Origin of the sequence: Vibrio ordalii ATCC 33509 (genome assembly GCA_000257205.1) — a bacterium.
Classification (GTDB): domain Bacteria; phylum Pseudomonadota; class Gammaproteobacteria; order Enterobacterales; family Vibrionaceae; genus Vibrio; species Vibrio ordalii.
Map to the genome: position 1 here is coordinate 38,341 of AEZC01000192.1, position 24,885 is coordinate 63,225.

General features: G+C 44.9%; 24 protein-coding genes. 7 read left to right on the forward strand and 17 right to left on the reverse strand.

The window, feature by feature from the left end; genetic code table 11:
• Window positions 1-156 precede the first annotated feature (156 nt).
• The 3 genes from map to VOR_RS0112975 all read left to right on the forward strand — a co-directional run bounded on the left by map (window position 157) and on the right by VOR_RS0112975 (window position 4,251).
• Window positions 157-999 (forward strand): type I methionyl aminopeptidase, encoded by an 843-nt coding sequence (gene map, locus VOR_RS0112965; protein ID WP_010320126.1) that lies wholly within the window; start codon window positions 157-159, stop codon window positions 997-999.
• Window positions 1,000-1,114: 115 nt separating this feature from the next.
• On the forward strand, window positions 1,115-3,739 hold the full coding sequence (glnD, locus tag VOR_RS0112970; protein ID WP_010320127.1) for a bifunctional uridylyltransferase/uridylyl-removing protein GlnD: 2,625 nt from the start codon (window positions 1,115-1,117) through the stop codon (window positions 3,737-3,739).
• Window positions 3,740-3,867: 128 nt separating this feature from the next.
• Window positions 3,868-4,251, forward strand: coding sequence for a DUF3461 family protein (locus VOR_RS0112975; protein ID WP_010320128.1), 384 nt, complete (start codon window positions 3,868-3,870; stop codon window positions 4,249-4,251).
• A gap of 144 nt (window positions 4,252-4,395) precedes the next feature.
• Here VOR_RS0112975 and pgpA read toward each other — a convergent pair whose 3' ends face one another.
• The 15 genes from pgpA to vcdP all read right to left on the reverse strand — a co-directional run bounded on the left by pgpA (window position 4,396) and on the right by vcdP (window position 17,262).
• Complete coding sequence (gene pgpA, locus VOR_RS0112980; protein WP_010320129.1) at window positions 4,396-4,899, reverse strand: phosphatidylglycerophosphatase A; 504 nt, start codon at window positions 4,897-4,899, stop codon at window positions 4,396-4,398.
• A complete protein-coding gene (gene thiL, locus VOR_RS0112985) occupies window positions 4,896-5,870 on the reverse strand; it encodes a thiamine-phosphate kinase (protein WP_010320130.1) in 975 nt (324 codons plus the stop codon). The genes pgpA and thiL overlap by 4 nt, the downstream gene beginning before the upstream one ends.
• Before the next feature lie 123 nt (window positions 5,871-5,993).
• Complete coding sequence (gene nusB, locus VOR_RS0112990) at window positions 5,994-6,461, reverse strand: transcription antitermination factor NusB (protein ID WP_013856197.1); 468 nt, start codon at window positions 6,459-6,461, stop codon at window positions 5,994-5,996.
• On the reverse strand, window positions 6,461-6,931 hold the full coding sequence (ribH, locus tag VOR_RS0112995) for a 6,7-dimethyl-8-ribityllumazine synthase (RefSeq protein WP_010320132.1): 471 nt from the start codon (window positions 6,929-6,931) through the stop codon (window positions 6,461-6,463). The genes nusB and ribH overlap by 1 nt, the downstream gene beginning before the upstream one ends.
• A gap of 208 nt (window positions 6,932-7,139) precedes the next feature.
• Window positions 7,140-8,249, reverse strand: a complete 1,110-nt coding sequence (gene ribBA / locus VOR_RS0113000) for a bifunctional 3,4-dihydroxy-2-butanone-4-phosphate synthase/GTP cyclohydrolase II (protein WP_010320133.1) — start codon at window positions 8,247-8,249, stop codon at window positions 7,140-7,142.
• A gap of 88 nt (window positions 8,250-8,337) precedes the next feature.
• Window positions 8,338-8,994, reverse strand: a complete 657-nt coding sequence (locus tag VOR_RS0113005; protein WP_010320134.1) for a riboflavin synthase — start codon at window positions 8,992-8,994, stop codon at window positions 8,338-8,340.
• Window position 8,995: 1 nt separating this feature from the next.
• Window positions 8,996-10,093, reverse strand: a complete 1,098-nt coding sequence (ribD, locus tag VOR_RS0113010; protein WP_010320135.1) for a bifunctional diaminohydroxyphosphoribosylaminopyrimidine deaminase/5-amino-6-(5-phosphoribosylamino)uracil reductase RibD — start codon at window positions 10,091-10,093, stop codon at window positions 8,996-8,998.
• 6 nt (window positions 10,094-10,099) lie between these two features.
• Window positions 10,100-10,549, reverse strand: coding sequence for a transcriptional regulator NrdR (gene nrdR, locus VOR_RS0113015; RefSeq protein ID WP_010320136.1), 450 nt, complete (start codon window positions 10,547-10,549; stop codon window positions 10,100-10,102).
• A gap of 142 nt (window positions 10,550-10,691) precedes the next feature.
• Window positions 10,692-11,942, reverse strand: coding sequence for a glutamate-5-semialdehyde dehydrogenase (locus tag VOR_RS0113020; protein WP_010320137.1), 1,251 nt, complete (start codon window positions 11,940-11,942; stop codon window positions 10,692-10,694).
• A gap of 13 nt (window positions 11,943-11,955) precedes the next feature.
• Entirely contained in the window at window positions 11,956-13,095 is a 1,140-nt protein-coding gene (gene proB, locus VOR_RS0113025; RefSeq protein WP_010320138.1) for a glutamate 5-kinase, read from the reverse strand.
• A gap of 122 nt (window positions 13,096-13,217) precedes the next feature.
• The gene (gene crl / locus VOR_RS0113030; protein ID WP_010320139.1) at window positions 13,218-13,607 is read right to left on the reverse strand and encodes a sigma factor-binding protein Crl; all 390 of its coding nucleotides are present in this window, start codon (window positions 13,605-13,607) and stop codon (window positions 13,218-13,220) included.
• 100 nt (window positions 13,608-13,707) lie between these two features.
• A complete protein-coding gene (gene frsA / locus VOR_RS0113035) occupies window positions 13,708-14,955 on the reverse strand; it encodes an esterase FrsA (RefSeq protein ID WP_010320140.1) in 1,248 nt (415 codons plus the stop codon).
• Between the two features lie 89 nt (window positions 14,956-15,044).
• A complete protein-coding gene (gene gpt / locus VOR_RS0113040) occupies window positions 15,045-15,509 on the reverse strand; it encodes a xanthine phosphoribosyltransferase (RefSeq protein WP_010320141.1) in 465 nt (154 codons plus the stop codon).
• A 39-nt stretch (window positions 15,510-15,548) separates the two neighbouring features.
• On the reverse strand, window positions 15,549-16,844 hold the full coding sequence (locus VOR_RS0113045) for an NCS2 family permease (RefSeq protein WP_010320142.1): 1,296 nt from the start codon (window positions 16,842-16,844) through the stop codon (window positions 15,549-15,551).
• 331 nt (window positions 16,845-17,175) lie between these two features.
• Window positions 17,176-17,262: a small protein VcdP gene (gene vcdP / locus VOR_RS19315; protein ID WP_481008213.1), complete on the reverse strand. Its 87-nt coding sequence runs from the start codon at window positions 17,260-17,262 to the stop codon at window positions 17,176-17,178.
• 469 nt (window positions 17,263-17,731) lie between these two features.
• Between vcdP and VOR_RS0113050 the strand changes: the two genes are divergently transcribed.
• From VOR_RS0113050 to VOR_RS0113065, 4 genes are all read left to right on the forward strand, one after another.
• On the forward strand, window positions 17,732-19,204 hold the full coding sequence (locus VOR_RS0113050; RefSeq protein WP_010320143.1) for an aminoacyl-histidine dipeptidase: 1,473 nt from the start codon (window positions 17,732-17,734) through the stop codon (window positions 19,202-19,204).
• Between the two features lie 296 nt (window positions 19,205-19,500).
• Entirely contained in the window at window positions 19,501-19,941 is a 441-nt protein-coding gene (locus VOR_RS0113055) for an ATP-dependent zinc protease family protein (protein ID WP_010320144.1), read from the forward strand.
• On the forward strand, window positions 19,941-20,846 hold the full coding sequence (gene rimK / locus VOR_RS0113060; RefSeq protein ID WP_010320145.1) for a 30S ribosomal protein S6--L-glutamate ligase: 906 nt from the start codon (window positions 19,941-19,943) through the stop codon (window positions 20,844-20,846). Before VOR_RS0113055 ends, rimK begins: the two co-directional genes overlap by 1 nt.
• Entirely contained in the window at window positions 20,806-21,903 is a 1,098-nt protein-coding gene (locus VOR_RS0113065) for a succinylglutamate desuccinylase/aspartoacylase family protein (protein ID WP_029627182.1), read from the forward strand. The genes rimK and VOR_RS0113065 overlap by 41 nt, the downstream gene beginning before the upstream one ends.
• A 106-nt stretch (window positions 21,904-22,009) precedes the next feature.
• Here VOR_RS0113065 and VOR_RS0113070 read toward each other — a convergent pair whose 3' ends face one another.
• Entirely contained in the window at window positions 22,010-23,365 is a 1,356-nt protein-coding gene (locus VOR_RS0113070; protein WP_010320147.1) for a sodium-dependent transporter, read from the reverse strand.
• Between the two features lie 126 nt (window positions 23,366-23,491).
• A partial coding sequence (locus VOR_RS17250; protein ID WP_010320148.1) for a sensor domain-containing diguanylate cyclase occupies window positions 23,492-24,885 on the reverse strand: 1,394 nt, incomplete at its 5' end.

Genomic DNA, 24,885 nt, shown 5'->3' on the forward strand with positions numbered 1-24,885 from the left:
AGAAAAAAATATTCAACATCACGAGTTAGTCGCCTTGTATTTATGCAAACAATTCTTACTTACCGACAGGGATCCCTTGCGATTCATCGCTGCACTGCTAGAATAACGCCCATTCGCACATTTGCGTGCTTAAGAATTAATGCATAGAGAAAGCCGATGTCTGTAAAAATCAAAACTGCTGAAGAAATAGCCAAAATGCGCATTGCGGGTAAACTGGCTGCCGATGTCCTTGAGATGATTGAACCGCATGTAAAAGTGGGGATAACGACTGAAGAGCTAGACCAGATCTGCCACAAATACATCACTGAAGTGCAGCAAGCTATTCCAGCACCATTGAATTACCACGGTTTTCCTAAATCGATCTGTACCTCTATCAATCACATTGTTTGCCATGGAATTCCAGCCACTCAAGATGAGCAGTATGGGCAATTACAGCGCCCTGGAGTGCTGAAAGAGGGTGATATTCTAAACATCGATATCACAGTTATTAAAGATGGCTACCACGGTGATACCTCAAAAATGTTCCTTGTCGGTGAAGCATCCCCAGCAGATAAGCGCCTATGTCTTGTTGCGCAAGAGTGTCTTTATATCGGCATGAAAAAGGTCAAACCCGGCGTTCAGTTAGGTGAGATTGGTACAGCAATAGAAAAACACATTAAAACCAACAATAAGAATAACCCTCGCCTCAAATTCTCGATTGTGAAGGATTATTGCGGCCACGGTATTGGCGCTCAATTTCATGAAGACCCACAAGTGGTTCATTATAAGAACAGCGACAGAACCGTACTGCGTGAAGGGATGATTTTCACTATCGAACCAATGATTAATGCGGGTAAATTTGGTTGCCGCCTTGATGATGAAGACAATTGGACGGTTTATACCGCCGATGGTAAAAATTCAGCGCAGTGGGAACACACCATTTTGGTTACCGCCACCGGCTGCGAAGTACTGACGCTGCGTGAAGAAGAAACCATTCCGCGTCTGATGAACAACGCCTAATTGCGTAGAAACGAAACCTTATAAAAATATCCCTCTTGCAGGGATATTTTTTTATCTGTAGCGATTTGATACAGTCAGGCTACGTTGTGACATATCACCAGCATGGATTGCCGTTATGCCTTTTCAGTCTCCTCTCACTTTTACTGACTCACAGCTCACTATCAGCGAGCTTAAGCAGCAACTTGACCAGTTCACTCATTATCAAAAATATCAATTTTTGCACCATCATCCAGTTAATGACCTGGTACTAGGCCGCTCTGAATATATGGATCAACTGCTCTACAGGTTATGGGAACATTACGCATTTTCGCAGGTTCCTGACATCAGCTTAGTGGCTGTCGGAGGCTATGGACGCGGTGAACTGCATCCTCTTTCGGATATCGATATTCTGGTCGTCTCCCATCATACTTTACCCGCTGAACTCGGCAGTAAAATCAGCGAATTCATCACCCTGTTGTGGGATTTGCGTTTAGAAGTCGGCCATGCCGTGCGTACCGTACAACAGTGTGCTGAGATTGGCCGTGAAGATTTAACCGTCGCAACAAACTTACAAGAAGCTCGGTTAATATGTGGCAGCGAAAAGACATTTTATAAACTCAAAATGTTGATTCATTCCGAGTCATTTTGGCCAAGCGAGACCTTTTACCGCGCCAAAATTCAAGAACAACGTAACCGCCACGCTCGTTACCATGACACCACTTATAACCTTGAACCCGACATCAAATCGACGCCAGGAGGCTTAAGGGATATTCATACGTTAAGCTGGGTAGCTAGACGCCACTTTGGTGCGACATCTCTGTTTGAAATGAGTCGTTTTGGTTTTTTAACTGATGCAGAATATCGTGAGCTAGTAGAGTGCCAAGACTTTTTATGGCGCGTGCGCTTTGCGCTGCACATTGAATTAAAACGTTATGACAATCGGCTCATTTTCGATCATCAAGCTCAAGTGGCAGAACATCTTGGTTTTACTGGTGAAGGGAATCGCGCAGTCGAGATGATGATGAAAGAGTTCTACCGCACGCTGCGTCGTGTTGCGGAACTCAACAAAATGTTACTGCGTCTGTTTGATCAAGCCATACTCAATAACGGCGAAGAAGCCGCAGCAGAAATTTTAGATGATGATTTTCAACGTCGTGGCAACTTGATAGAAGCTCGTAAACCGGCGCTGTTCCAAGCTCGCCCTGAAACGATTTTAGATATGTTTATTCATATCGCCAATGATTCCAGCATCGAAAGCGTCGCGCCCACAACCATGCGCCAGTTACGCACAGCCAGAAGGAGGCTCAATAAGTTCTTGCACACCATTCCAGAAGCACGTGAAAAATTCATGACATTGGTACGTCACCCTAACGCACTACATCGTGCGTTCAGCCTAATGCATAAATTAGGCGTGCTTGCCGCTTATCTTCCCCAATGGAGCCAAATTGTTGGACAAATGCAGTTCGACCTATTCCATGTTTATACGGTCGATGAACACAGCATTCGTCTTCTCAAACACATCAATACCTTTAGCTACGCACAAAATCACGATAAACACCCCATCTGTTGCGAAGTCTACCCACGTCTCCAAAAAAAGGAGATGCTGATTCTGGCCGCTATTTTCCACGACATCGCCAAAGGGCGTGGCGGCGATCACTCTGAAATCGGTGCGGTAGAAGCCTATGATTTTTGTATTGAACACGGTTTATCAAAACCTGAAGCAAAATTAGTCTCTTGGCTGGTACAAAACCACCTCTTGATGTCGGTAACGGCGCAAAGACGCGACATTTACGACCCAGATGTCATTACCGAATTTGCCAAAAAAGTGCGCGATGAAGAGTATCTCGAACATCTTGTTTGCCTGACTGTCGCCGACATCTGCGCTACCAACCCTGAGCTTTGGAACAGTTGGAAACGCACCTTGCTGGCAGAGCTCTACCATTCAACACAGCGGGCGCTCAGACGTGGGCTTGAAAACCCGGTAGATGTGCGCGATCGCATTCGCCACAACCAACAAATGGCATCCGCATTGCTTCGTAAAGAAGGCTACAGCGCACGTGAAATTGAAGTGCTTTGGCAGCGCTTTAAAGCGGATTACTTTTTGCGTCACACTCACAAGCAGATCGCTTGGCATTGTGAGCACCTACTCAAACATAGTGATCCAAGCCAACCGTTGATCCTGATGAGCAAAAAAGCCACGCGTGGCGGCACTGAATTGTTTGTTTACACTAAAGATCAACCCGCACTCTTTGCAACTGTGGTTGCTGAACTGGACCGTCGAAATCTCAATGTCCATGATGCGCAGATAATGTCGAGTAAAGATGGCTATGTCCTTGATACTTTTATGGTGCTGGATCAAAACGGTCACGCGATTGATGAAGAGAGTCACCCATCGCTGATCAAACACCTACTCAATGGGCTATACACTGGCTGGCAAAACAAACTGAAATTACGCCGCACACCACGTAACTTGCAACATTTTAAAGTCAAAACTAAAGTCGATTTTTTGCCTACCAAAAGCAACAAAAGGACATTAATGGAATTTGTCGCACTTGATACTCCTGGGCTACTGGCAACGGTCGGAGCAACCTTTGCTGACTTAAACATTAACCTGCATGGTGCTAAAATCACCACCATTGGTGAACGAGCAGAAGACTTGTTTATACTGACAGGTTCACAAGGCGGAAAATTGAGTGAAGAAGAAGAGTGCACGTTGCGTGAAATACTGATTAAAAATGTTTCTGAACTCGCGCCAAATTAAACGAAAAAGGAAAGCGATCTTGCCCACAACTTGCGTCTTTGATATCACTATGAGCTACCTCGTGCGGGCATGGACTGCTACATTGAAATGATTCATTGATGTGTCACAAAAAACAATAGAGGTCGCTTATGTATCCCTACCTCACCGGTTTAGGCATTCAAGATCCTAAACAGATTGAGCGCTATTCACTTCGTCAAGAAGCCCATAAAGATGTGCTGAAGATTTACTTTCATAAGCAGAAAGGCGAGCTGTTCGCTAAGAGCGTGAAATTTAAATACCCTCGACAGATAAAAAATGTGTTAGTTGATAGCGGCAGCCATCAGTACAAAGAGGTGACGGAGATCAATCGAAATTTAACCTTGGTGATTGATGAACTGAACAAAATCACTAAGCCTGTTCCGATGAGTGATCTCGATCTGAAGCAAAAAATATTGACCGACTTGCACCATTTGGAAAAAGTGGTCACGAGCAAAATCGCTGAAATTGAAGCTGACCTAAAGAAGCTAAAATAATATCGAGACGACAAAGTAACTTTAGATACCCAGAGCATCGAATAACCCTGTTGTAGATGACTCTTCGCTGACAAAACAGGTTCCCAAAGGAAGCTGTTTTGTTGCTAAGCCTAAGCGTTCAGTCAACATTGAACTCTGAGCGAGTTATAACCAACCCGCCCAAAAGCCGACCCAATACAGCGCAATCGCCGATACAACACCCGCTACGATATCATCGAGCATAATCCACAAACCACCATGCACTCGTTTATCTAACCAACTGATCGGCCACGGTTTTAGCATATCGAAAAAGCGAAACAGCACGAAGCCAGTCACCAGCCATTTCCAATCTAAACTGGGCAGTTCAAGCAATGGCACGACTAGCATTGTTATCCAGAAACCAGCAAATTCATCCCATACAATTGAACCGTGGTCATGCACTTTCATGTCGTCAGAAGCCACTTGGCAAATTTTCACACCCACCAAGCAAGCCAGCACAACCACAGCACAATAAATAGCAATAGGTAGCTGTACTAACAGCAAATAAAAAGGTACCGAGGCGAGCGTTCCCGTTGTGCCGGGCACGATAGGCGATAGGCCACTGCCAAAACCCGTGGCCAAAAGATGCCAAGGGTTCTTTAATGAGATTAATGCGATAGGGTTTGTCATTCGTTCACCTTAAAATGATCATAGCCGCTTAACTGCCAATTGAGTTTTTTTCCTTGATGCTGGAGCTCAAAAATACCCTGCGGGCGAATTTGGCCAATGCAACTCACCTTACAACCGCAATGAGCAAGCGCACTTTCGATGGAACCTCGGTTATGCTCTGGAACAGTGAAACACAACTCATACTCTTCACCGCTGGTTAGTGCATATTGCTGGGCTATTTGTCTCTCGCCCACAAACTGCAACAGCTCTTGCGAGATAGGCAACGCACCGACATCTAAACTCGCCCCAACATTTGAACGATGCAAAATATGTTTGAGATCAGACACCAAACCATCGGAAATATCAATTGCAGAAGAAGCCAAATGAAGCAATGCTTGACCGGCAAGAATTCTTGGCGTTGAGAGATAGTGACGCTTTTCAAGCTCTTGGGCAAAAGGTTTATGGCGTAAGCTTGGGTCAAGAACCACATCGAGCCCTGCTTGGCTATCACCAAGCTCGCCAGTGACATAAACCCAATCTCCCACTTTGGCTCCACTGCGCAGCAGCGCCAATTCTTGTGGCACAAAACCTTGAACTGTCAAGGTAATGCTCAGTGGGCCTTTGGTTGTATCCCCACCAATTAACTGAATGTTGTAATAGTTCGCAAGTTCGAAAAAAGCATCACAAAAGGGTTTTAGCCATGCTTCATCGACACTAGGTAGAGTGAGTGCAATCGATACCCAAGCAGGCGTTGCCCCCATAGCAGCCAGATCACTGATGTTAGATGACAATGCTTTATGAGCCACCCAAGCGGGATTCGCATCGGTTAAAAAATGAGTGCCTGCGACTAAGGTGTCGGTACTGATGGCGATCCGAACATTTTCTGGTGCTTTGACTAATGCACAATCATCTCCTAGAGCAAGAGAGACATCTTTACGTTGTGACTGACGGTTAGAGAAATAGGTATCGATTAAATTGAATTCACCGAACATAAAAAATTCCCTGCCCTGAGTTTTTATTCTGTACATCATTTCTCATCGCTTAGGGCTTTCGCGGAGAAAGATCCGTCATAAAAAAGGTCAGCGAATGCTGACCTTTTATTTTAAAACGACTTATTATTTTTTGCGTACATGTGGGGCGGCTTTATCAAGCACGCCATTCACAAATTTATGGCTATCTTCAGCAGCAAATACTTTTGCTAACTCAATCGCCTCATTGATGACCACTTTATATGGCACATCATCGCGACGAGTCATTTCGTACATGGCTAAACGAAGTAACGCCAATTCCATCATGTCTAAGTCTTGCATTGGACGAGACACGAAAGGACGCAATTTGCTATCTAGCTCTGTGTGGCTTAGCACTACACCCGTGAGTAGATCACGGAAATATGCAACGTCGGTTTCTGGAGCCGCTAACGCTGGCTCAGCAGCATGATGCTCTTCTTCATCATACTTACCACCCGAGAGGAATTGCTCTTCGATAGTGGCAACATTTTCTTTTGTAATTTGCCAAGAATAAATTGCTTGTAGCGCAAATTGACGTGCATTACGACGTGCGGCTGGTTTCACACTGGCCCCCATTAGGAATCGATTTCTGAAAGAACGTTAATCATCTCAAGCGCGCTTAGTGCAGCTTCTGCACCTTTGTTACCAGCCTTGGTTCCCGCGCGTTCAATGGCTTGATCGATGGTATCAACAGTTAGAACACCAAATGCCACTGGAAGGCTGTATTCCAAAGACACTTGCGCCAAACCTTTATTGCATTCACTGCACACATAATCAAAGTGTGGCGTACCACCACGAATCACAGTGCCAAGAGACACAATAGCGTCGTATTTACCCGTTTTTGCTACGCGTTGAGCAGTAAGAGGTAATTCGACAGCACCAGGGCAGCGAACAACAGTAATATTGTCATCGCTAACTTGTCCGTGACGCTTTAAAGTATCGATTGCACCAGAAAGCAGGCTTTCGTTAATAAAACTGTTGAAACGAGAAATAACGATAGCAATTTTTGCATTTGGTGCGGGTAAACCACCCTCGATCACTTTCATAAGCCTTCCTTTAACTATATACACAAGTGAGAATCGCCGGATTCTAGCACAATTTTGTGAGCAATATCTAATGAAAATTCGGCTTAGACGGCAAACCAAGCGGCTAATCAGCGAAATAATAAAGGAAGCGTTTGGCTTCCTTTATTGGGTTTATCACGGTGTATTTTTAAATGTGACGTGAGGTTCTAAGCGCTAAACCGGGATGAGGTTATTGACAAACATACTCTGTCACATTCAAGCCAAAACCGCCTAAAGCGTGATACTTTTTATTGGCTGAGGAGAGTAAACGCATATCACGAACGCCTAAATCCGCCAGAATTTGTGACCCAACCCCAACTCGGCGTGAAGTACCTTGTTTTTTCGCTAAAGTAGGCGCTTGGCCCTTATCTTGCAGCTCAAACATTTTAACGCGATGGATCAATAAATCGCTCGACTCTTCATTACCTAAAATGACCAATACGCCGCCCTCTTGGCCGATACGCTGCATCGCTTTATCTAAAGTCCAACTGCGCTCAGCATTGCGATCGCTACGCAGCAAATCGGTAAAGGTATCGTGCAGATGAACTCGCACCAAGGGCGCTTGACCATCCAATGTGCCTTTTTGCAATGCGTAGTGGATCTGGTTATCAATCACGTCGCGGTAAGTGATCAGTTCAAATTCGCCGTATTCTGTAGGCAACTTGCACTGTGCAACACGCTCAATGGTCGTCTCAGTGTTGTTACGATATTCAATCAGATCGGCAATCGTACCGAGTTTTAAACCATGTTGCTCGGCAAACACTTCAAGATCAGGACGACGCGCCATGGTGCCATCATCATTTAAAATTTCGACGATTACAGAGGCGGGCTCTAATCCCGCAAGGCGCGCCAAATCACAACCGGCTTCAGTGTGCCCCGCGCGAGTTAAAACGCCCCCCTCTTGCGCAGCCAGTGGGAAAATGTGCCCAGGTTGCACTAAGTCTGAAGCTTTCGCTTCTTTCGCCACCGCAGCCTGTACCGTCACGGCGCGATCGGCCGCTGAAATGCCGGTGGTTACGCCTTCGGCCGCTTCAATCGAGACGGTAAAGTTGGTGGTGTATTGAGCATTATTATCCTGCACCATAGGAGCCAAGCCTAAACGCTGACAACGAGCTTTAGTCATGGTTAAGCAGATCAGGCCACGACCAAATTTAGCCATAAAATTAATCGCTTCAGGAGTAACGTGCTCGGCGGCCATGATCAAGTCACCTTCGTTCTCACGATCTTCGTCATCCATTAAAATGACCATTTTCCCAAGGCGAATATCTTCAATGATCTCTTGCGGGGTACTTATTGGCATACTCTATTTTCCTATCGCTGAACTATTTTCCGCACAGTCTCTGACTTAGATTTATCCACGACCGTGGTGGCATGGGACAATGCGCGGTTTACGCAAAACCATTTTGTTGTAAAAATGCTAAGCTAATTTTCGACTCTGGTGTCTCTTCATCTTGCTGGTTTTGCAGCAAACGCTCCATATAACGCGCGAGCACATCCACTTCCAAATTCACTTTACGCCCAACATGAAACGCATCAATGGTCGTTTCGGCAGAAGTGTGAGGCACTATGGTCAGCTTAAAGGCATTCTTTCTTAAATCATTCACAGTGAGGCTGATACCATCTACTGTAATTGAGCCTTTTTCAGCCACGTATTTATTCAATGCTGGTGGGATCGCTACCCAAAACTCTATCGAACGACCAACAGGATTACGTTCAATGATTTCACCAACACCGTCAACGTGCCCAGAAACAATGTGTCCACCAAAACGAGTGGTGGGCAACATGGCTTTTTCTAGGTTGACCTTGTCACCAACTTGATAGTGAGCAAACCCGGTTTTGTTGAGCGTTTCTAGTGAGAGATCCGCTGTATATTGAGTGCTGTTATAATCTACCACGGTCAAACAGACACCATTTGTGGCAATACTGTCACCAAGTTTGACATCGCTCATATCAAGATGACCGACTTTCACGGTCACACTGATGTCTTCACCTTTGGGTGTAATCGCGGCAAGTGTACCTACCGCCTCGATAATTCCTGTAAACATGCTATTTATCTTTTATTTTAGGTACGGCAATGATCCGAATATCCGGCCCAACTTGTCGTACATCTTTGATGATTAACTCTAGCGTATCCGCCATGGAAGATAGCCCCAAAGCACCAAATAGCCCCCGACCATCACTACCCATGATTTTAGGCGCTAAGTACAAAATGATCTCATCAACCAATTGGGCTTGGATCAGTGAACGAGCCAGTGTGGCACCAGCTTCTACCCAGAGATGATTCATTTGTGACTGCTCAGCTAAATAAGCTAAGGTATCCGCTAACTCAAATTGTGTCTGGTTGTTATTGAGCAATGACGTATGTTCAGTGCCAAGCACCAATACTTCACCGGAATGTTGATACAGCTTTAGACCATCATGGAGTTGGTTTTGCCTGTCAAGAATGACTCGCACCGGTTGGCGTAACTGATGTTTTGGGTAGTTCACTTGCACTGATGGAGGCAGTTCATCCCAACGCACAGTCAATGAAGCATCATCTTCAATCACTGTTTTGCTGGTCGATAAAATCCCACCCGCTTTGGCGCGAAATTTTTGCACATCTCGCCGCGCGGCTGCTGAAGTTATCCATTGACTCTGACCATTATTGAGTGCCGTTTGTCCATCAAGACTTGCGGCCATTTTCAATTGGACAAAGGGCATCCCACTTGTCATGCGTTTAATAAAACCCGGATTGAGCGCGATGGCATCCGCTTCTAACAAACCGACTTCGACTTCAATCCCAGCGTCACGCAGCATTTGAATACCACGCCCAGCGACTTGAGGATTCGGATCTTGCATTGCGCAAATCACTTTCGCCACTTTGGCGTTAATCAAGCCTTCAGCGCAAGGCGGTGTACGGCCATGATGCGAGCAAGGCTCTAAAGTGACATAAGCGGTAGCGCCTTGCGCTTGCTCTTTTGCCATGCGTAAGGCGTGCACTTCGGCATGCGGCTCACCAGCACGCGCATGAAAACCTTCACCAACAATCTGCTCTCCTTGAGTGATCACGCAGCCGACATTGGGGTTAGGTTGAGTGGTAAAAACGCCACCTTTGGCAAGCTCAATGGCTCGCGACATCATTTGATAATCAAAAGGAGTAAACATAAGCGATTAATCTTCCAGCTTCGCGATTTCTTCACCAAACTCACGAATATCTTCAAAACTGCGATACACGGAGGCAAAGCGGATGTAAGCGACTTTATCGAGTACTTTGAGCTGCTCCATCACCAAGTTACCAATCATTTTACTTGGGACTTCTCGCTCACCAGTGGCTCGCAACTGAGATTTAATCATACTGATTGCAAGCTCAATCGCATCGGCGCTGACGGGGCGTTTTTCTAATGCTCGCTGTATACCACCGACCATTTTATCTTCGTTAAACGGTTCACGATTTCCATTTGATTTGATGACTCTTGGCATCAAGAGCTCGGCCGATTCAAACGTGGTAAAACGTTCATTACATGCCAAACATTGACGGCGACGGCGCACTTGATGGCCATCTGCGACAAGACGAGAATCAATCACTTTGGTGTCGTTCTCTGAACAAAAAGGACAATGCATATCACCTCCATAGCAATGAGCATCAGTGTACCGGAATTAGTACGCAAGTTGAACGCAAAAGGGGCATCAGCCCCTTTTCAATCTCTATTGTGTTAACGGCCACACTTTGTTAACTCGCACCGTTAGCCATCACAAAAAGAACTTAGCGACGTGATAAGTAATTGGCTTTGCCAACCCACTTGTAACTGGTCAACTCTTCTAAGCCCATCGGCCCGCGAGCGTGCAATTTTTGGGTCGAAACGGCCACTTCAGCGCCTAAACCAAATTGAGCCCCATCGGTAAAACGCGTCGAAGCATTGACATACACTGCAGCAGAGCCCGCGGAATTAATAAACAGCTCTGCATTAAATAGGTCATTTGTCATGATCGCATCCGAATGGCTTGCATTGTGTTCACGCATATGTTCAATCGCTTGCTGCACGTCATCGACCACTTTGACGCCCAAAGTGTAACTTAGCCATTCGGTGTCAAAATCGCCCTCAACGGCCTCTCTCAACTGTCTTGCATGACTCATGCAGGCTTGGGCTTTTGGCTCGACAACGAAGGTCACTTGATCATTAAGTCGTAGCACCAGTTTTGCCAAAAATTCACTGGCAATCGCTTGATGAACCAGCAAAGTATCCAGTGCGTTGCACGCAGAAGGGCGCTGAATTTTGGCGTTTTCAATTACCTCGACTGATTTATCCAGATCCGCCGATTGGTCAACAAAAATATGGCTAATGCCAAAACCACCAATAATCACCGGAATCGTGCTGTTTTCTTTGCACATTTTATGTAGGCTAGCGCCGCCGCGCGGAATGATCATATCAACATATTCATCCAGCTTGAGCAGCTGTGAAACCAGTTCGCGATCCGGTTTTTCAATATACTGCACCGCAGCCGCTGGTAGTTGTGCTTTTTCTAGCGCCGATTGAATAACGTTGACTAGCGCCATATTGGAGAAAAAGGTCTCTTTCCCTCCCCGTAAAATACTGGCGTTACCCGTTTTTAAACACAATGCCGCAATATCAATGGTTACATTCGGACGCGCTTCATAAATAACGCCCACCACACCTAACGGTACTCGGCGGCGAGACAATGACAATCCGTTTTCAAGCACTCGGCTATCGATTTCACTACCGACAGGGTCATTGAGATTAATCACATTACGCACGTCATTAGCAATGGCTTGCAGGCGCGATTCATTGAGCAATAGGCGATCAAGCATGGCATCGTTCAACCCTGCTTGGCGGGCCAGTTCGATATCTTGAGCATTCGCTTTTAAAATCGCGGCGCTCTGCGCCTCCAGTTCATCGGCAATGATCGCTAATGCATTGTTTTTTTGTGTCGTTGAAACGGTAGCGAGCTGGAAAGCGGCCTGTTTGGCGGCTTTACCCATTATGGTTAAATCCACTTTCTTTTCCTTACTATTCTTGGATCACAACAAGATCATCGCGATGAATGACTTCTGAGCCATAATCGTAACCTAAAATGCCTCCGATATCTTTACTGTGTTTGCCCGCGATTTTGGCTAAGTCTTGGCTGGAATAAGCGGCGATGCCACGGGCAATTAATACGCCTTCTTTATCGGTTACTCGCGCCACTTCACCACGTGCAAAAGTACCACTGACATTCACTACCCCTTTCGCTAATAAGCTACTGCCATTAGCGACTACAGCGTTGACGGCTCCGCCATCAATGACAATGTCACCGGAAGCGGCAGGACCCGCTAAAATCCAGCGTTTGCGGTTTTCTAACGCTTCGGTACATGGCAAGAAACGGGTGCCTTGTGGCGCATCACTTAAAGAGTCAAAAATAACGTTGCTGGCACGCCCTGCGGCGATAATGACTTCAATCCCTGCACGACGAGCAATATCAGCGGCCTGAAGCTTAGTTGCCATACCTCCGGTACCAAGCTTAGTACCACTACCCCCAGCGATTTTACGCAAGGTATCATCAATGGTTTTGACTTCTTTAATCAATTCAGCGTTAGGATCTTTACGCGGGTCCGCGGTGAAGAGTCCTTTTTGGTCAGTGAGCAGCAGCAGTTTATCGGCGCCACATAAGATACCGACCAAGGCTGACAAATTGTCGTTGTCGCCCACTTTGATTTCACTGGTTGCCACGGCATCATTTTCGTTGACCACAGGAATAATATCGTGCTCGACCAAAGCATTAATGGTATCTCGCGCATTCAAAAAACGCTCACGATCTTCTAGATCGGCCCGAGTCAGCAACATTTGACCGATTTTAATCCCGTAAATAGCAAAAAGAGATTCCCATGCTTGAATCAGTTGACTCTGCCCAACCGCAGCAAGCAACTGTTTGCTAGCCATTGCGTTGGGGAGTGCGGGGTAACCTAAGTGCTCTCGACCAGCGGCAATTGCGCCCGACGATACAATCACCACTGAGTGGCCTTGCTTTTTCAGTTCAGCACATTGGCGGACAAGCTCAACCATATGAGCTCTATCTAACGCCAAAGTACCACCGGTTAATACACTGGTTCCTAGCTTCACAACGATTGTTTGAAGTTGCACCGCTTTTCCGCTTTGTTGATTCGTTGTCATGATTTCTTCTGAAATGGAAAACACATAAGAGCTGATGTTTTAGCAATCAAAGCAATAATTCACAAGTAGAAAAGGTGCTAAAAAGCACCTTTTTCATCACGAGGGTAAGGGGATAACGAAAATCAGACGAATTCAGCGGAATCTTGTGCAATCTCAACACTCAATTCAAAGCGCTCATAGAGACTCGCTACCAGTTTGGCATGAAACTCTTCTTGGGTACGTTTGACTTCAGAAAACACGGATTTAGGAATTGCGTCAGCATCCCACGCGCCAGCTAAGTTGTAACGTCCTGTATGATACTTAGCCTCAAACCCTGATTCTTTCTTAGTAAGTTCCAGCCACCAGCCCCAAAACTCTCGTTTTTCTGGGGATTTTTTGTCATTAACGCAAGACGCAAGGCAATCAAATAAGTAGTGATCCTCACGACATTGGCCTTCTCGTAAATAAGGTCCAATAGCTTTTAAAGCAGACAATAAGCGATAATGAGTCGGGCTGTGGGTCATTTCTGACATATTGACTCTCCATTTCAATGTTAAGAACGATCATTATTTTTATTAATCATATGCTTGTTACCGCATACCAATATCATGCTTAACTAATTTAGTAGAAAAGTCACCTAAATAGCTCATCTTCTAACCACTTTATCGCTAAATCGAGGGATTGCTCATATCCTTGTGTAATTGTTTTGCTTTTTATCTGTTTTGCTTTGCCATATTCACTAAAAATTGCAACTAATTGATTATCCGAATAGGGTGAAATGGGATCGCCTTCTAATCCTAAAGCTAAGATTGGAACCTTTGTGCGCCGACTGGTTAGAAAACCTTGCACTTTCAGTGACCACGCCCGCATCAACCCAGCGAGACTATTAATATCAACGACTTCTTTACCTAAACGAGAAGCCAGTACGTCGATGTACATTTTAGGCATTTTTTTCAATTTTTCTGGCGAGGCCAAAATATCGTGGATAGGTGCACCTAATGAAACACAAGCCTTGATTTTATCTTGCTCTAGAAAAGAGAGCCTGATCATAGCGTTACCACCAAATCGAAATCCAACAAGCCCCACTTTTCGATGATCAACCCAAGGTAAGCTTTCCAGTTCATTGAGTACCGCTTGGTGCAGGCATGAGGAGTCTTCGGTTAAAGGCCAATGGGAGCTATGACCGACAGAGGGCATATCAATGGTTAACATCGCAATATCTCTAGGCGCGAGATAATCTCTAAACAAACGCCACATATCGGTCTGCAAACTGTCTAAACCAGCGCTAACCAAAACGACCGGATGAGGCCTATCGGTATTAGGTAAATGTAAATTAGCGACTATTTTTTTATTCTTATAGGGTACTTCAACCTGCTTAATCACATAACGAGTCAGCTTAGCCGCTTCATTGTAAGCGCTGTTTGACAGTATCTGTGCCTGTAAGGATAAATTATCGTTTTTTAGATGTGGATAGCCAGCAATGCTAAAGCAGAGCGACGCGGAAAAAAGTTCATTGGCCGCCTCTTCATCTTGTTTGCCATTAGCGCGCTTTTGGTGACGCATACCTAGTTTGATCCACTCGTATGCCCAGTTGCCACTGTGATAACCCATAACCGTATCGAGCCAATCCGCTTCGGTTCGCGAATGTTTCGAAGAGGCAATGCGTGCGAAAACTTCTTCTTGTTCTACTGGGTCAACACCTTGCCATATCCACTGTAAACGCCTAAGGTTTCGATACCAAACGTACCCTTCTTGCTGTTTTTTTAGGTCCAAAATTTCTTGGCTACTTGGCATATAGCGAATCAATGCCGAAGTTTCTTGAGCTTGCTTGTGTTTCTGAAATAATTTTTCAGAAAGATTTTGGCTATTAGATTCAGACATAAGTCGATTCAATTGAGAGCGGTGCTCTAATAGTAATAAAAAAAATGGCCCGATAAAGGGCCATTCTCAAATAAACGCAAAGAAAACCATTACTTTTGCTTACGGTTAATCGGTTCTGCGTACTGAATCGTCATATCCCATGGCTGTTCAATCCAGGTATCTTGAGCAATATCGACAACGTAATCATCTAACAAGCTGACTCCAGAAGGCTTCGCACACACCGCAATCAATTTCGCTTTAGGATACATTTCACGTAGCTTACGTGCGGTATCACCACTATCAACCAAATCTTCAACAATTAAGAAACCTTCGCCGTCACCTTCAGGTGCTTTGATCACTGTCATGTCACGCTGGTGATCATGATCGTAACTTGAAATGCAAATCGTATCGACATGGCGAATACCTAATTCACGCGCCAATATGGCACCAGGAACCAGACCACCACGGCTCACAGCCCAAATACCTTTCCATTGCTCTGCAGGCATCTGTTTTTCTGCCAATTGACGGCAGTAAGTCTGCATATTGTCCCAAGTGATAACGAATTTATTACTCATTGTTGTAAACCTAATTATTTAAATAATCTGTGTCGTTCATTACATTGCAGAGGCGATATATTTAAAGATGAAGATGGCTGACATTACCCACACACTCATCGATACACTGCGCCCTTTGCCACTAAATAGTTTGATAGCCGCATAAGCAATGAAACCAAGAGAAATACCTTCTGCGATAGAGAATGTCAGCGGCATTAATAAACAGGTAACGACGACAGGAGCCGCTTCTGTTAAATCGCGCCAATCAATACTGACCAAACCAGAAAGCATCAAAATTGCCACGTAAAATAATGCACCAGACGTAGCGTACGCAGGGATCATTCCAGCTAATGGCGAGAAGAATAATGCAAGTAAGAACAAAATGCCAACAACCACTGCAGTCAGCCCTGTGCGCCCGCCAGCAGCAACACCCGCCACACTTTCAATGTAAGAGGTTGTGTTTGATGTACCTAGCAGGGCACCGACTGACGTAGCAGTAGAATCGGCAAGCAATGCTTTATTTAGACGTGGAATTTTACCATCTTTACCAATCAAATCTGCTTTTTGCGCCACGCCAACTAAGGTGCCAGCCGTGTCAAATAGATCGACAAACAGAAACGCAAACACCACTGAGATCATACCCACTTCAAAAACGGCGGAGAAATCAAGCTGCAAAAAAGTTGGCGCAATACTTGGTGGTGCCGACATAATGCCATGCCACTGAACGTCACCAAACACTAAACCAAGGCCAGTAACCGCAAGAATCGCGATCATTACGGCACCCTTTAAACCACGATGAACCAAAGCAATCGTCAGGAAGAAACCTATCGCACCGAGTACAGCAGGAAGAGAAGTAATTGCGCCGACAGAAACCAAAGTTGCAGGGTTATCAACCACAATGCCTGCATTCTTCAGGGCAATAAAGGCAAGAAAAAGTCCAATACCGGCCGAGATCCCCGTTCGTAATGACATCGGAATCGAACCGATGATCCACTCACGGATTTTAAAGATACTAAGAAAAATGAACAGCACACCAGAAACGAATACCGCCGCCAGCGCAACTTGCCATGTATATCCCATACCGAGCACAACGGCGTAAGTAAAAAATGCGTTTAACCCCATACCAGGAGCCTGCGCAATTGGGTAGTTGGCGACAAAGCCCATGATGAAACAGCCAATAGCCGCCGCAAGACACGTAGCAACAAATACTGCACCACGGTCCATGCCGGCATCCGCTAAAATCGCAGGGTTAACAAAGATAATGTATGCCATCGTGAGAAATGTCGTCATTCCTGCGATAACCTCAGTGCGCACGTTTGTACCATATTCACTGAGTTTAAATAGCCTTTCGAGCATGATCGAGTCCTATAAAGGGTAAAGAGTAAACGGTTGCGTAATCGATTGGCTGAGGATTATAGAGAGATCAGATCACAAATTCCAGATAGAATTAAGGCTGCAATATGCTTTTATTAATAGCTTATGAACCTAGTCGCGCTTCATTTCTTCAAAAATAAAAAGCAGGCTTCAATATCGTCTTGTCACCGAGCTGTAAAGGAAGTGTGGAACATTGAGATAAAAAAACGCCACCTCATCTGAGGTGGCGGCGAATCATTTTAGCCAAACTGACTACAAAAAAATTCCAATATTTAGGGGGTGAACATACTGTTCAAGTAACATGCTTAAGGTCTTAATAACCAAAGCTTGTTGGGTAAGCAAAGTTGCCAGTGTAAACAGACTTGTTTGTCCAGAACATTGCAGATGGTAAACCTTTCATAACTATCACCTTATAAAATCAATTGAACATGAATTTGATTTCTCGGTTCCATGGAGGCGATAAACGGACTCATCCTTTGAGCATTTTTTCTTCGCTTTCGAAGTTGGTTACAAATATACCACTAAGAAATTAAATTACAATATTGAGCGTGACAAAAATCACATAACTTTATTTTAATGATCTACATCAATAGATACAGGTAATTAAATTACACAAATATCAGCAAAAAATGATTCTTAGATGGTAAGGGGAAGAATCTCATCGCCGATTGTGTCATCTCTTTTATACGCTCCAGTCGATTTAATGTGACACCAACAAAACAATTCTCAAGCGGTGAGGCTACTCGCTGATTGTCGGGAGTGGTATGCTGTCCACCACTACAAGTCATGCTCAGATCTAGTCGATATCGCTACCAAAGAAACATTTCGCCTGTTTATGATCTGGCAAGCTCGAATAAAAGGAGTATTCCGTGTCTGAGTTCTATTCTGAAATCAGTAAATTGTCATCGGCACCCGTATGGCAATTTTTCGATAAAATCTGTTCCATTCCTCACCCGTCTAAGCATGAAGAAGCCTTAGCCCAACACATCATCCAGTGGGCGACAGAGCAGGGTTTAGCGGTACGCCGAGATCCAACCGGCAACGTTTTCATAAAAAAACCAGCGACAGTTGGAATGGAACATAAGAAAGGTGTGGTTCTACAAGCTCATATTGATATGGTGCCGCAAAAAAACGAAGACACGCAGCACGACTTTGCTAAGGACCCTATCCAACCGTACATCGATGGCGAATGGGTAACCGCCAAAGGAACCACTTTAGGTGCCGATAACGGCATGGGTATGGCAGCATGTTTGGCTGTTCTCGCGTCAAAAGAGCTCAAGCACGGTCCTATTGAGGTGTTACTGACGATTGATGAAGAAGCGGGTATGACTGGTGCTTTCGGCCTTGAAGCGGGTTGGTTAGAAGGAGAGATCCTGCTCAATACTGATTCAGAGCAAGAGGGCGAAGTGTATATGGGCTGCGCTGGTGGTATTGATGGTGCAATGACTTTTCATATCCAACGACAAGCCATGCCAGTCGGTTACATAACGCGTCAATTGACTTTAAAAGGATTAAAAGGAGGTCACTCAGGGTGTGATATTCATACCGGCCGAGGGAATGCCAATAAGCTGCTGGCTCGCTTTCTTGCTGGTCACGCACAAGAGCTTGATTTACGTTTGATCGAGTTTCGCGGTGGTAGCTTGCGTAACGCCATTCCTCGAGAAGCCTTTGTCACTGTGGCCATTCCTGCAGAAAATGTAGTGAAACTGGATAAACTATTTAGTGCCTACACCCTGCTCGTGAAAGAAGAGCTTGGACGCGTGGAAACGGGAATCGTCACCTTCAACAACCCACAAGAGAATGCGAAAAACGTCTTCGCTCTTGTTGATCAACAACGTTTTATTGCCGCATTAAACACATGTCCAAACGGTGTGATACGGATGAGCGATGAAATTGAAGGCGTGGTTGAAACCTCATTGAATGTCGGTGTGATTACCACACAAGAAAACTCTGTGACTGTGTTATGCCTTATTCGTTCTCTGATTGATTCAGGTCGCCAACAGGTTGAAAGCATGCTCAAATCCGTTGCTGAGCTAGCGAATGCGGAAATTGCCTTTACTGGTGCTTATCCGGGCTGGAAACCAGATGCCGATTCAGAGATCATGGCTGTTTTCAGAGACATGTACCAAGGTATTTACGGTCATAAACCGAATATCATGGTTATCCATGCTGGCCTAGAATGTGGTCTTTTCAAAAAACCTTACCCAGATATGGATATGGTTTCATTTGGCCCAACCATTAAATTCCCTCACTCACCGGATGAGAAAGTTAAGATCGACACAGTCGACCTTTTCTGGGAGCAAATGGTTGCCTTACTAGAGCACATTCCAGCCAAAGCTTAACACCTACTCGGATGTCGAATTCCTTAGCCATTTTTTAATAGCAAGTAGATGAATATCTTGCTTTAGCAAGGGAATTCGGCCTCCACTTCGACATCTTTTCTATCAATTAATTTTATCGATAAGGCAAATTAATTTCATTAGCGCACATTTTTTGTGACTGCTAGAGTTCGCCCCCTTGAAGTTCCTAGAGTTATTCACCACACTCTCTTCAAGCGATAACACCATTTAAAAGTTGTATCGGGGATGCGGCTACTCCTTAGCGGCGTCTTACATTCTCCAAAAATATTGAAACTGCGATGAAAGAAAAAATGATTGTCGGATGGCGAGAAACTCTCATCCTTCCAGGGTTAGGTATTGAGCAAATTAATGCCAAAGTCGATACCGGAGCCCGCACGTCGTGCTTACACGCATTTAAGGTAGAGAGCTTCACCAAAGAAGAGGCTCTTTGGGTTCGCTTTTGGATCCATCCTTTGCAACGTAATAATGAAAAAGTCACGGTTTGTGAAGCTAAGGTCCTCGATGAACGAATCGTCCGTGATTCTGGCGGCCATGAAGAATCCCGTTACGTTATTCAGTCAGACGTTAGTTTGGGCGACCAAACTTGGCCCATTGAAATAACGTTAACCAATCGCGAAAATATGGGTTTTCGCATGCTATTAGGTCGCACCGCAATGCACCATCGAATTTTAGTTGATCCTACTAAATCGTTTTTAATCGCTTTCGAGGAGAGCAAATAATGAAAATTGGTATTCTGTCACGTAATGCTTCGTTGTATTCAACCAAGCGTCTAATTGAAGCGTGTAAAAGCCGTGGCCACCAAGTCAAAGTGATTGATGGGCTGCGTTGCTATATGAATATCAATTCTGAAAAACCCGAAATTCACTTTAAAGGTGAAGAGTTAGCGGGTTTTGATGCAGTCATTCCTCGTATTGGTGCATCCGTTACGTTTTACGGCACTGCGGTATTACGCCAATTTGAAATGATGGGGGTTTATCCCGTCAATGAATCTGTGGCTATTAGCCGTTCCAGAGATAAACTTCGCTCAATGCAGCTATTGTCTCGTCGCGGCATTGGTATGCCAATTACAGGTTTCGCCAGTAAACCCGATGATGTCAAAGACTTACTCGACATGGTCGGAGGAGCACCGGTAGTGATTAAATTACTTGAAGGAACTCAAGGCATCGGTGTAGTGTTAGCGGAAACACGCAAAGCAGCAGAAAGTGTGATCGAAGCGTTCATGGGCCTGAAAGCCAATATCATGGTGCAAGAGTACATCAAAGAGGCCGGTGGCGCCGATATTCGCTGTTTCGTTATTGGCGACAAAGTTATCGCAGCCATGAAACGGCAAGGTGCCGATGGTGAGTTTCGCTCTAATCTACACCGCGGCGGAACGGCCTCTTTGGTAAAAATTACTCCCCTAGAACGTAAGACGGCTATCGATGCGGCGAAGATTATGGGTCTCAATGTTGCGGGTGTGGATCTTTTGCGATCGGAACGTGGCCCACTAGTGATGGAAGTCAATTCATCGCCAGGTCTTGAAGGTATTGAAGCTGCTACTGGTAAAGATATCGCCGGGTTGATTGTCGAATTTATTGAAAAAAATGCGGCAACGAAAGGGACAAAAACACGTGGCAAAGGTTAGGAAAAACACAGCATTTCATTTCCTGGGGGATTCAGTTCCCCCAGGAACGCGCAAGGCAATGGAGCTAGAAGCGGCTAAGCTTTATACACACTCGCCGCTCTCTATTCCTATCGAAATCATTAATGGAATATCCACTGGCCCAACCTTGATGATCAATGCCGCCATCCATGGTGATGAACTGAACGGCGTTGAAATAGTCCGTCAACTGATCAACTCCATCGACCCGCAAAAACTAAAAGGGACACTGATTGTTGTCCCCATCGTCAATGCCTTTGGCTTTATTCATAAATCTCGCTACCTTCCTGATCGACGCGATCTCAATCGCTGCTTCCCTGGAAGTGAAACTGGCTCCCTCGCCTCTCGCATTGCACATACTTTCTTTTCCCAAGTCGCTTTACGTTGTGATTACATCATCGACCTGCATACTGGTGCGATTCATCGCACGAATTTGCCACAAATCCGCGCCGATCTCACTAATCCTGAAACCTTGCGTATTGCCCAAGCATTTGCAACCCCAGTGATCATCGACTCTCCACTGCGTAATGGCTCGCTCAGAAGTGAAGCGGAGAAATCAGGCATCACAGTATTAACTTATGAAGCAGGTGAAGCGCTAAAATTTGAACCCATTGCCATCAATTCGGGTATTGTCGGTGTAAAACGCACCATGCAAGCCATTGGTATGATGCGCAAGAGTCGCAAGGCCGTACCGACATCGATCATCGCAAAATCAACCAGTTGGCTCAGAGCCGAAAGCGATGGCATCTTGCGCACTGTGGTGACGCTTGGTGACAAGGTCGAAAAAGGACAAGTGCTTGCTTATATCAACTCACCGCTTGGTCATGTCGAAGTCGAATTAAGAGCCAATAAGGGTGGTATTGTGATTGGCCAACAAACTCTGCCTCTTGTTAATGAAGGAGATGCCGTATTCCATCTCGCCTACTTCTCGCAAAGCGATGAGATGGTTGAGCAAGTCGTGGGCGACTTTATTGAAGAGGTCGCAGATAGCGATTTAGAACCTCTAACCACGGGACACTTGATGCCACCGTCGATGGTCTAAATAGTCGATAAGTCTAAACAATAGAGACACATAAGTTCAATAATAAAGCCCTTACTCAAAGGGCTTTATTATGTTTAAGCGTGACTAGGATGAAGAAAGTAACTCATTAACCGAACGAGGCCCAAATCACCGTAGCCACTAATACAGGGCAGACAAATTTCACGTACCAAGGCCAGATTTTACCAAACCAACCCAATTGGAACTCAGGGAAACCTTGCTCTAACTCTTTGACCTTCGAGTGACGACGCCATACCCAACCGCCAAATAGGCAGAACATCAGCGCTGCTGTCGGCTGCAAATATTGCGTCGCAACCGTCGCCACTAAGCCAAATAGCGCACCAAAGTTATAAACAATAACAACACTGACTAGCGCAATTAACGCGCCTAATACCCAGCTTGTTGGTGCACGTTTCGTATTAAAACGCTCGCTGACTAAGGCTACAGGGCATTCCAGCATAGAGATAGAAGAGGTTAACGCGGCGATCGTCAGTAAAGTGAAAAATACGATAGCAAACACCTGACCCATCCAACCAAGGCTATCAAACATCAATGGCAACACGGTAAAAACGAGCGTGTCTGAATTGAGTAAAGAACCGTCAGCGGCATAGATTTCCACTCCTTTATGCATCGCAACAAACATCGCAGGCAACACGACAAGACCAGCAATAAAAGCAACGGCGGTATCAACTAAAGTCACATTTAGTGCCATATTCGGCAGGTTTTCTTGCTTACTCAGATAAGATCCGTAAATCAGCATCGAGCAGCCACCTATGGTTAATGAGAAGAAACCTTGCCCCATTGCCGCCAGTAAGAGATGTCTGTCAAACACCTTTGAAAAATCAGGGACCAAATAGTGTTGTAAACCTTCCATCGCACCAGTTTGCATCATGATGTAAACAAACAGCACACCAAACAGTACAAACAATGCAGGCATTAAACGCGTTGACCATTTTTCAATCCCGTCTTTAACACCACCTTGCACGATTAGAATCGTCAAAATATAAAACACTAAGGTTCCGAATAAGTTACGCTCAACACTAAACCCTTTCAACCAAGCTGTGATTTCCACAAAACCCAATAACTCAGTCATCGCACCGAGTAAAAAGCAGATTAGCCAACCACCGACGATGCTGTAAAACGCCAGTACCGCACTAGGAACACTCAAACCAATCCAACCGACAAAGCCACCGACCATTTTACCTAGTGGATGAGGCGTTAATGAGCGCATGCTATCAACAGGGTTTGCTTGCCCAAAACGGCCTATCGCCATTTCAACCACTAACATAGGGAAGGCAACGACCATGATCATCACCAAATAAACCAATAAGAATGCGCCGCCGCCGTTACTTGCCGCTTGGGTTGGAAAGCCCCAGATATTACCTAGGCCAACCGCCGCACCCGCCGCCGCAAGAATAAAACCAAGACGTGAACCAAAATGTTCACGAAAATCAGACTGTGTCATACCACTCACACAAATATCAATAGACTAGTTAGCTAGTACAGTAATGCAGACCATCAAACTGAGCAATCGCACTGCTTATTTATCGCACAATCAGTGCAAAAATAAACAGAATTTACTTCGTAAAGATTATTGAACAGGCAATACTGACGGGAGATTAGAGGTGAATTTTTGCACGAGGTAACGACCTCTTCCTTGGGCTTTGACTGCATAAAGTGCTCTATCAGCCACATGAAAAAAATCTAGATAGTGACTCAACTGCGGTGTATCAATCTCAACCCCTCCGACACTGATTGAAAGTGTCTTCTTAGCTTGGGAAAATTGGTGGGTAATGCGCAGCGATTCAACCGATTCGATCAGTCGTTTAGCATAAGCTTGACCATCAATTTCGATGTCGCTCGCCAAAACTACACAAAACTCTTCTCCACCAAAGCGAGCAACCAGTTTTTCACCGCTAAAATCCAGAGTATTTAAGCTAGAAGCCACTGATTTCAATGCTTCATCACCATCTAAGTGGCCGTAGTGATCATTGAATAGTTTAAAATAGTCAATATCGATTAAAAACAGTACGATATGCCTGAATTGATAATCAACAATATAGCTTTTAAAGACCTTTTCTAAACGGCGACGGTTCGCAATACGTGTGAGTGGATCGTGCTCTGATTGCCATTTTAGTTCACGCCGACTAATTTCCAGCTCCCATACTATTTGGCTCATCGTACGAGAAAACTCCTTCATTTCCTTCGATATAAAGGAGCGTTCACTAGGCATCTTTCCACCCGAAGCTTTAAATTGCTCCAATACTTGATTAGCATTGTTAATTGGCTTAACCACTTTATTCGCTACGACTAAGTTCAAGAAGAACATCAGGATAGAGAAAGCGGCAAGCCCTGAAAGCTCCTGCCATTGAATAAATGGCGGCACTTTAACCGTATGATTTATTTTAATTAATATGGTGAGGCGGTTTCGGTAATCAAGCATTTCAAGGTAGGAAATATTGTTATTGTGTGGCGCGACAGTAGGTTGAGCAGCGACAATAGGTTGATCATTGCGCTTATTGATCAACATCACTTCCACATTGACACCTGTCGCCGTCACAAGCTCATTGATAAACTGCTCGCTTATCCTTTTTAAAAAAAGTAAATAACCTTTATCGCATTCCTTTGCATTACTATTGCAAACTCGAGAGGTTGCGACGATAAAAGGTTTGTTATCTATCACGATAAAACTGAGGTCCGGTTTGATGAAATCTTTCGGTGCTTTCATCGCACTCGCCAAAATATCACCAAAATTATATCGAATCGTATCATAGCTGGCTTCATTGCCAGTATCATAGTCATAAAACATGCCCCAGACTAACCGCATATCCGGATTAAAAATAAAAATACCGTCGAGTAACTTAGATTCAAAGGCGTGATCACCAATACTGTCGCGAATAAAATCATCATTAGGCTTGGCAATAAAATCAGCCATTTCATTCCATGCAGCATAATCAGCCAGTGATGCACCCATGTCTGCTTTTT

What these genes read in the sequence shown, in the direction of transcription:
- rimK (WP_010320145.1), top strand. Translation starts at nt 19,941, where the DNA reads ATGAAAATTGGTATTCTGTCACGTAATGCTTCGTTGTATTCAACCAAG.
- ribBA (WP_010320133.1), bottom strand. Translation starts at nt 8,249, where the DNA reads ATGCCAATAAGTACCCCGCAAGAGATCATTGAAGATATTCGCCTTGGG.
- VOR_RS0113070 (WP_010320147.1), bottom strand. Translation starts at nt 23,365, where the DNA reads ATGACACAGTCTGATTTTCGTGAACATTTTGGTTCACGTCTTGGTTTT.
- gpt (WP_010320141.1), bottom strand. Translation starts at nt 15,509, where the DNA reads ATGAGTAATAAATTCGTTATCACTTGGGACAATATGCAGACTTACTGC.
- nusB (WP_013856197.1), bottom strand. Translation starts at nt 6,461, where the DNA reads ATGGGGGCCAGTGTGAAACCAGCCGCACGTCGTAATGCACGTCAATTT.
- frsA (WP_010320140.1), bottom strand. Translation starts at nt 14,955, where the DNA reads ATGTCTGAATCTAATAGCCAAAATCTTTCTGAAAAATTATTTCAGAAA.
- pgpA (WP_010320129.1), bottom strand. Translation starts at nt 4,899, where the DNA reads ATGACAAACCCTATCGCATTAATCTCATTAAAGAACCCTTGGCATCTT.
- VOR_RS0112975 (WP_010320128.1), top strand. Translation starts at nt 3,868, where the DNA reads ATGTATCCCTACCTCACCGGTTTAGGCATTCAAGATCCTAAACAGATT.
- thiL (WP_010320130.1), bottom strand. Translation starts at nt 5,870, where the DNA reads ATGTTCGGTGAATTCAATTTAATCGATACCTATTTCTCTAACCGTCAG.
- VOR_RS0113065 (WP_029627182.1), top strand. Translation starts at nt 20,806, where the DNA reads ATGCGGCAACGAAAGGGACAAAAACACGTGGCAAAGGTTAGGAAAAAC.
- nrdR (WP_010320136.1), bottom strand. Translation starts at nt 10,549, where the DNA reads ATGCATTGTCCTTTTTGTTCAGAGAACGACACCAAAGTGATTGATTCT.
- VOR_RS0113045 (WP_010320142.1), bottom strand. Translation starts at nt 16,844, where the DNA reads ATGCTCGAAAGGCTATTTAAACTCAGTGAATATGGTACAAACGTGCGC.
- map (WP_010320126.1), top strand. Translation starts at nt 157, where the DNA reads ATGTCTGTAAAAATCAAAACTGCTGAAGAAATAGCCAAAATGCGCATT.
- vcdP (WP_481008213.1), bottom strand. Translation starts at nt 17,262, where the DNA reads ATGAAAGGTTTACCATCTGCAATGTTCTGGACAAACAAGTCTGTTTAC.
- ribD (WP_010320135.1), bottom strand. Translation starts at nt 10,093, where the DNA reads ATGTTTACTCCTTTTGATTATCAAATGATGTCGCGAGCCATTGAGCTT.
- glnD (WP_010320127.1), top strand. Translation starts at nt 1,115, where the DNA reads ATGCCTTTTCAGTCTCCTCTCACTTTTACTGACTCACAGCTCACTATC.
- VOR_RS0113055 (WP_010320144.1), top strand. Translation starts at nt 19,501, where the DNA reads ATGAAAGAAAAAATGATTGTCGGATGGCGAGAAACTCTCATCCTTCCA.
- crl (WP_010320139.1), bottom strand. Translation starts at nt 13,607, where the DNA reads ATGTCAGAAATGACCCACAGCCCGACTCATTATCGCTTATTGTCTGCT.
- proB (WP_010320138.1), bottom strand. Translation starts at nt 13,095, where the DNA reads ATGACAACGAATCAACAAAGCGGAAAAGCGGTGCAACTTCAAACAATC.
- ribH (WP_010320132.1), bottom strand. Translation starts at nt 6,931, where the DNA reads ATGAAAGTGATCGAGGGTGGTTTACCCGCACCAAATGCAAAAATTGCT.
- VOR_RS0113005 (WP_010320134.1), bottom strand. Translation starts at nt 8,994, where the DNA reads ATGTTTACAGGAATTATCGAGGCGGTAGGTACACTTGCCGCGATTACA.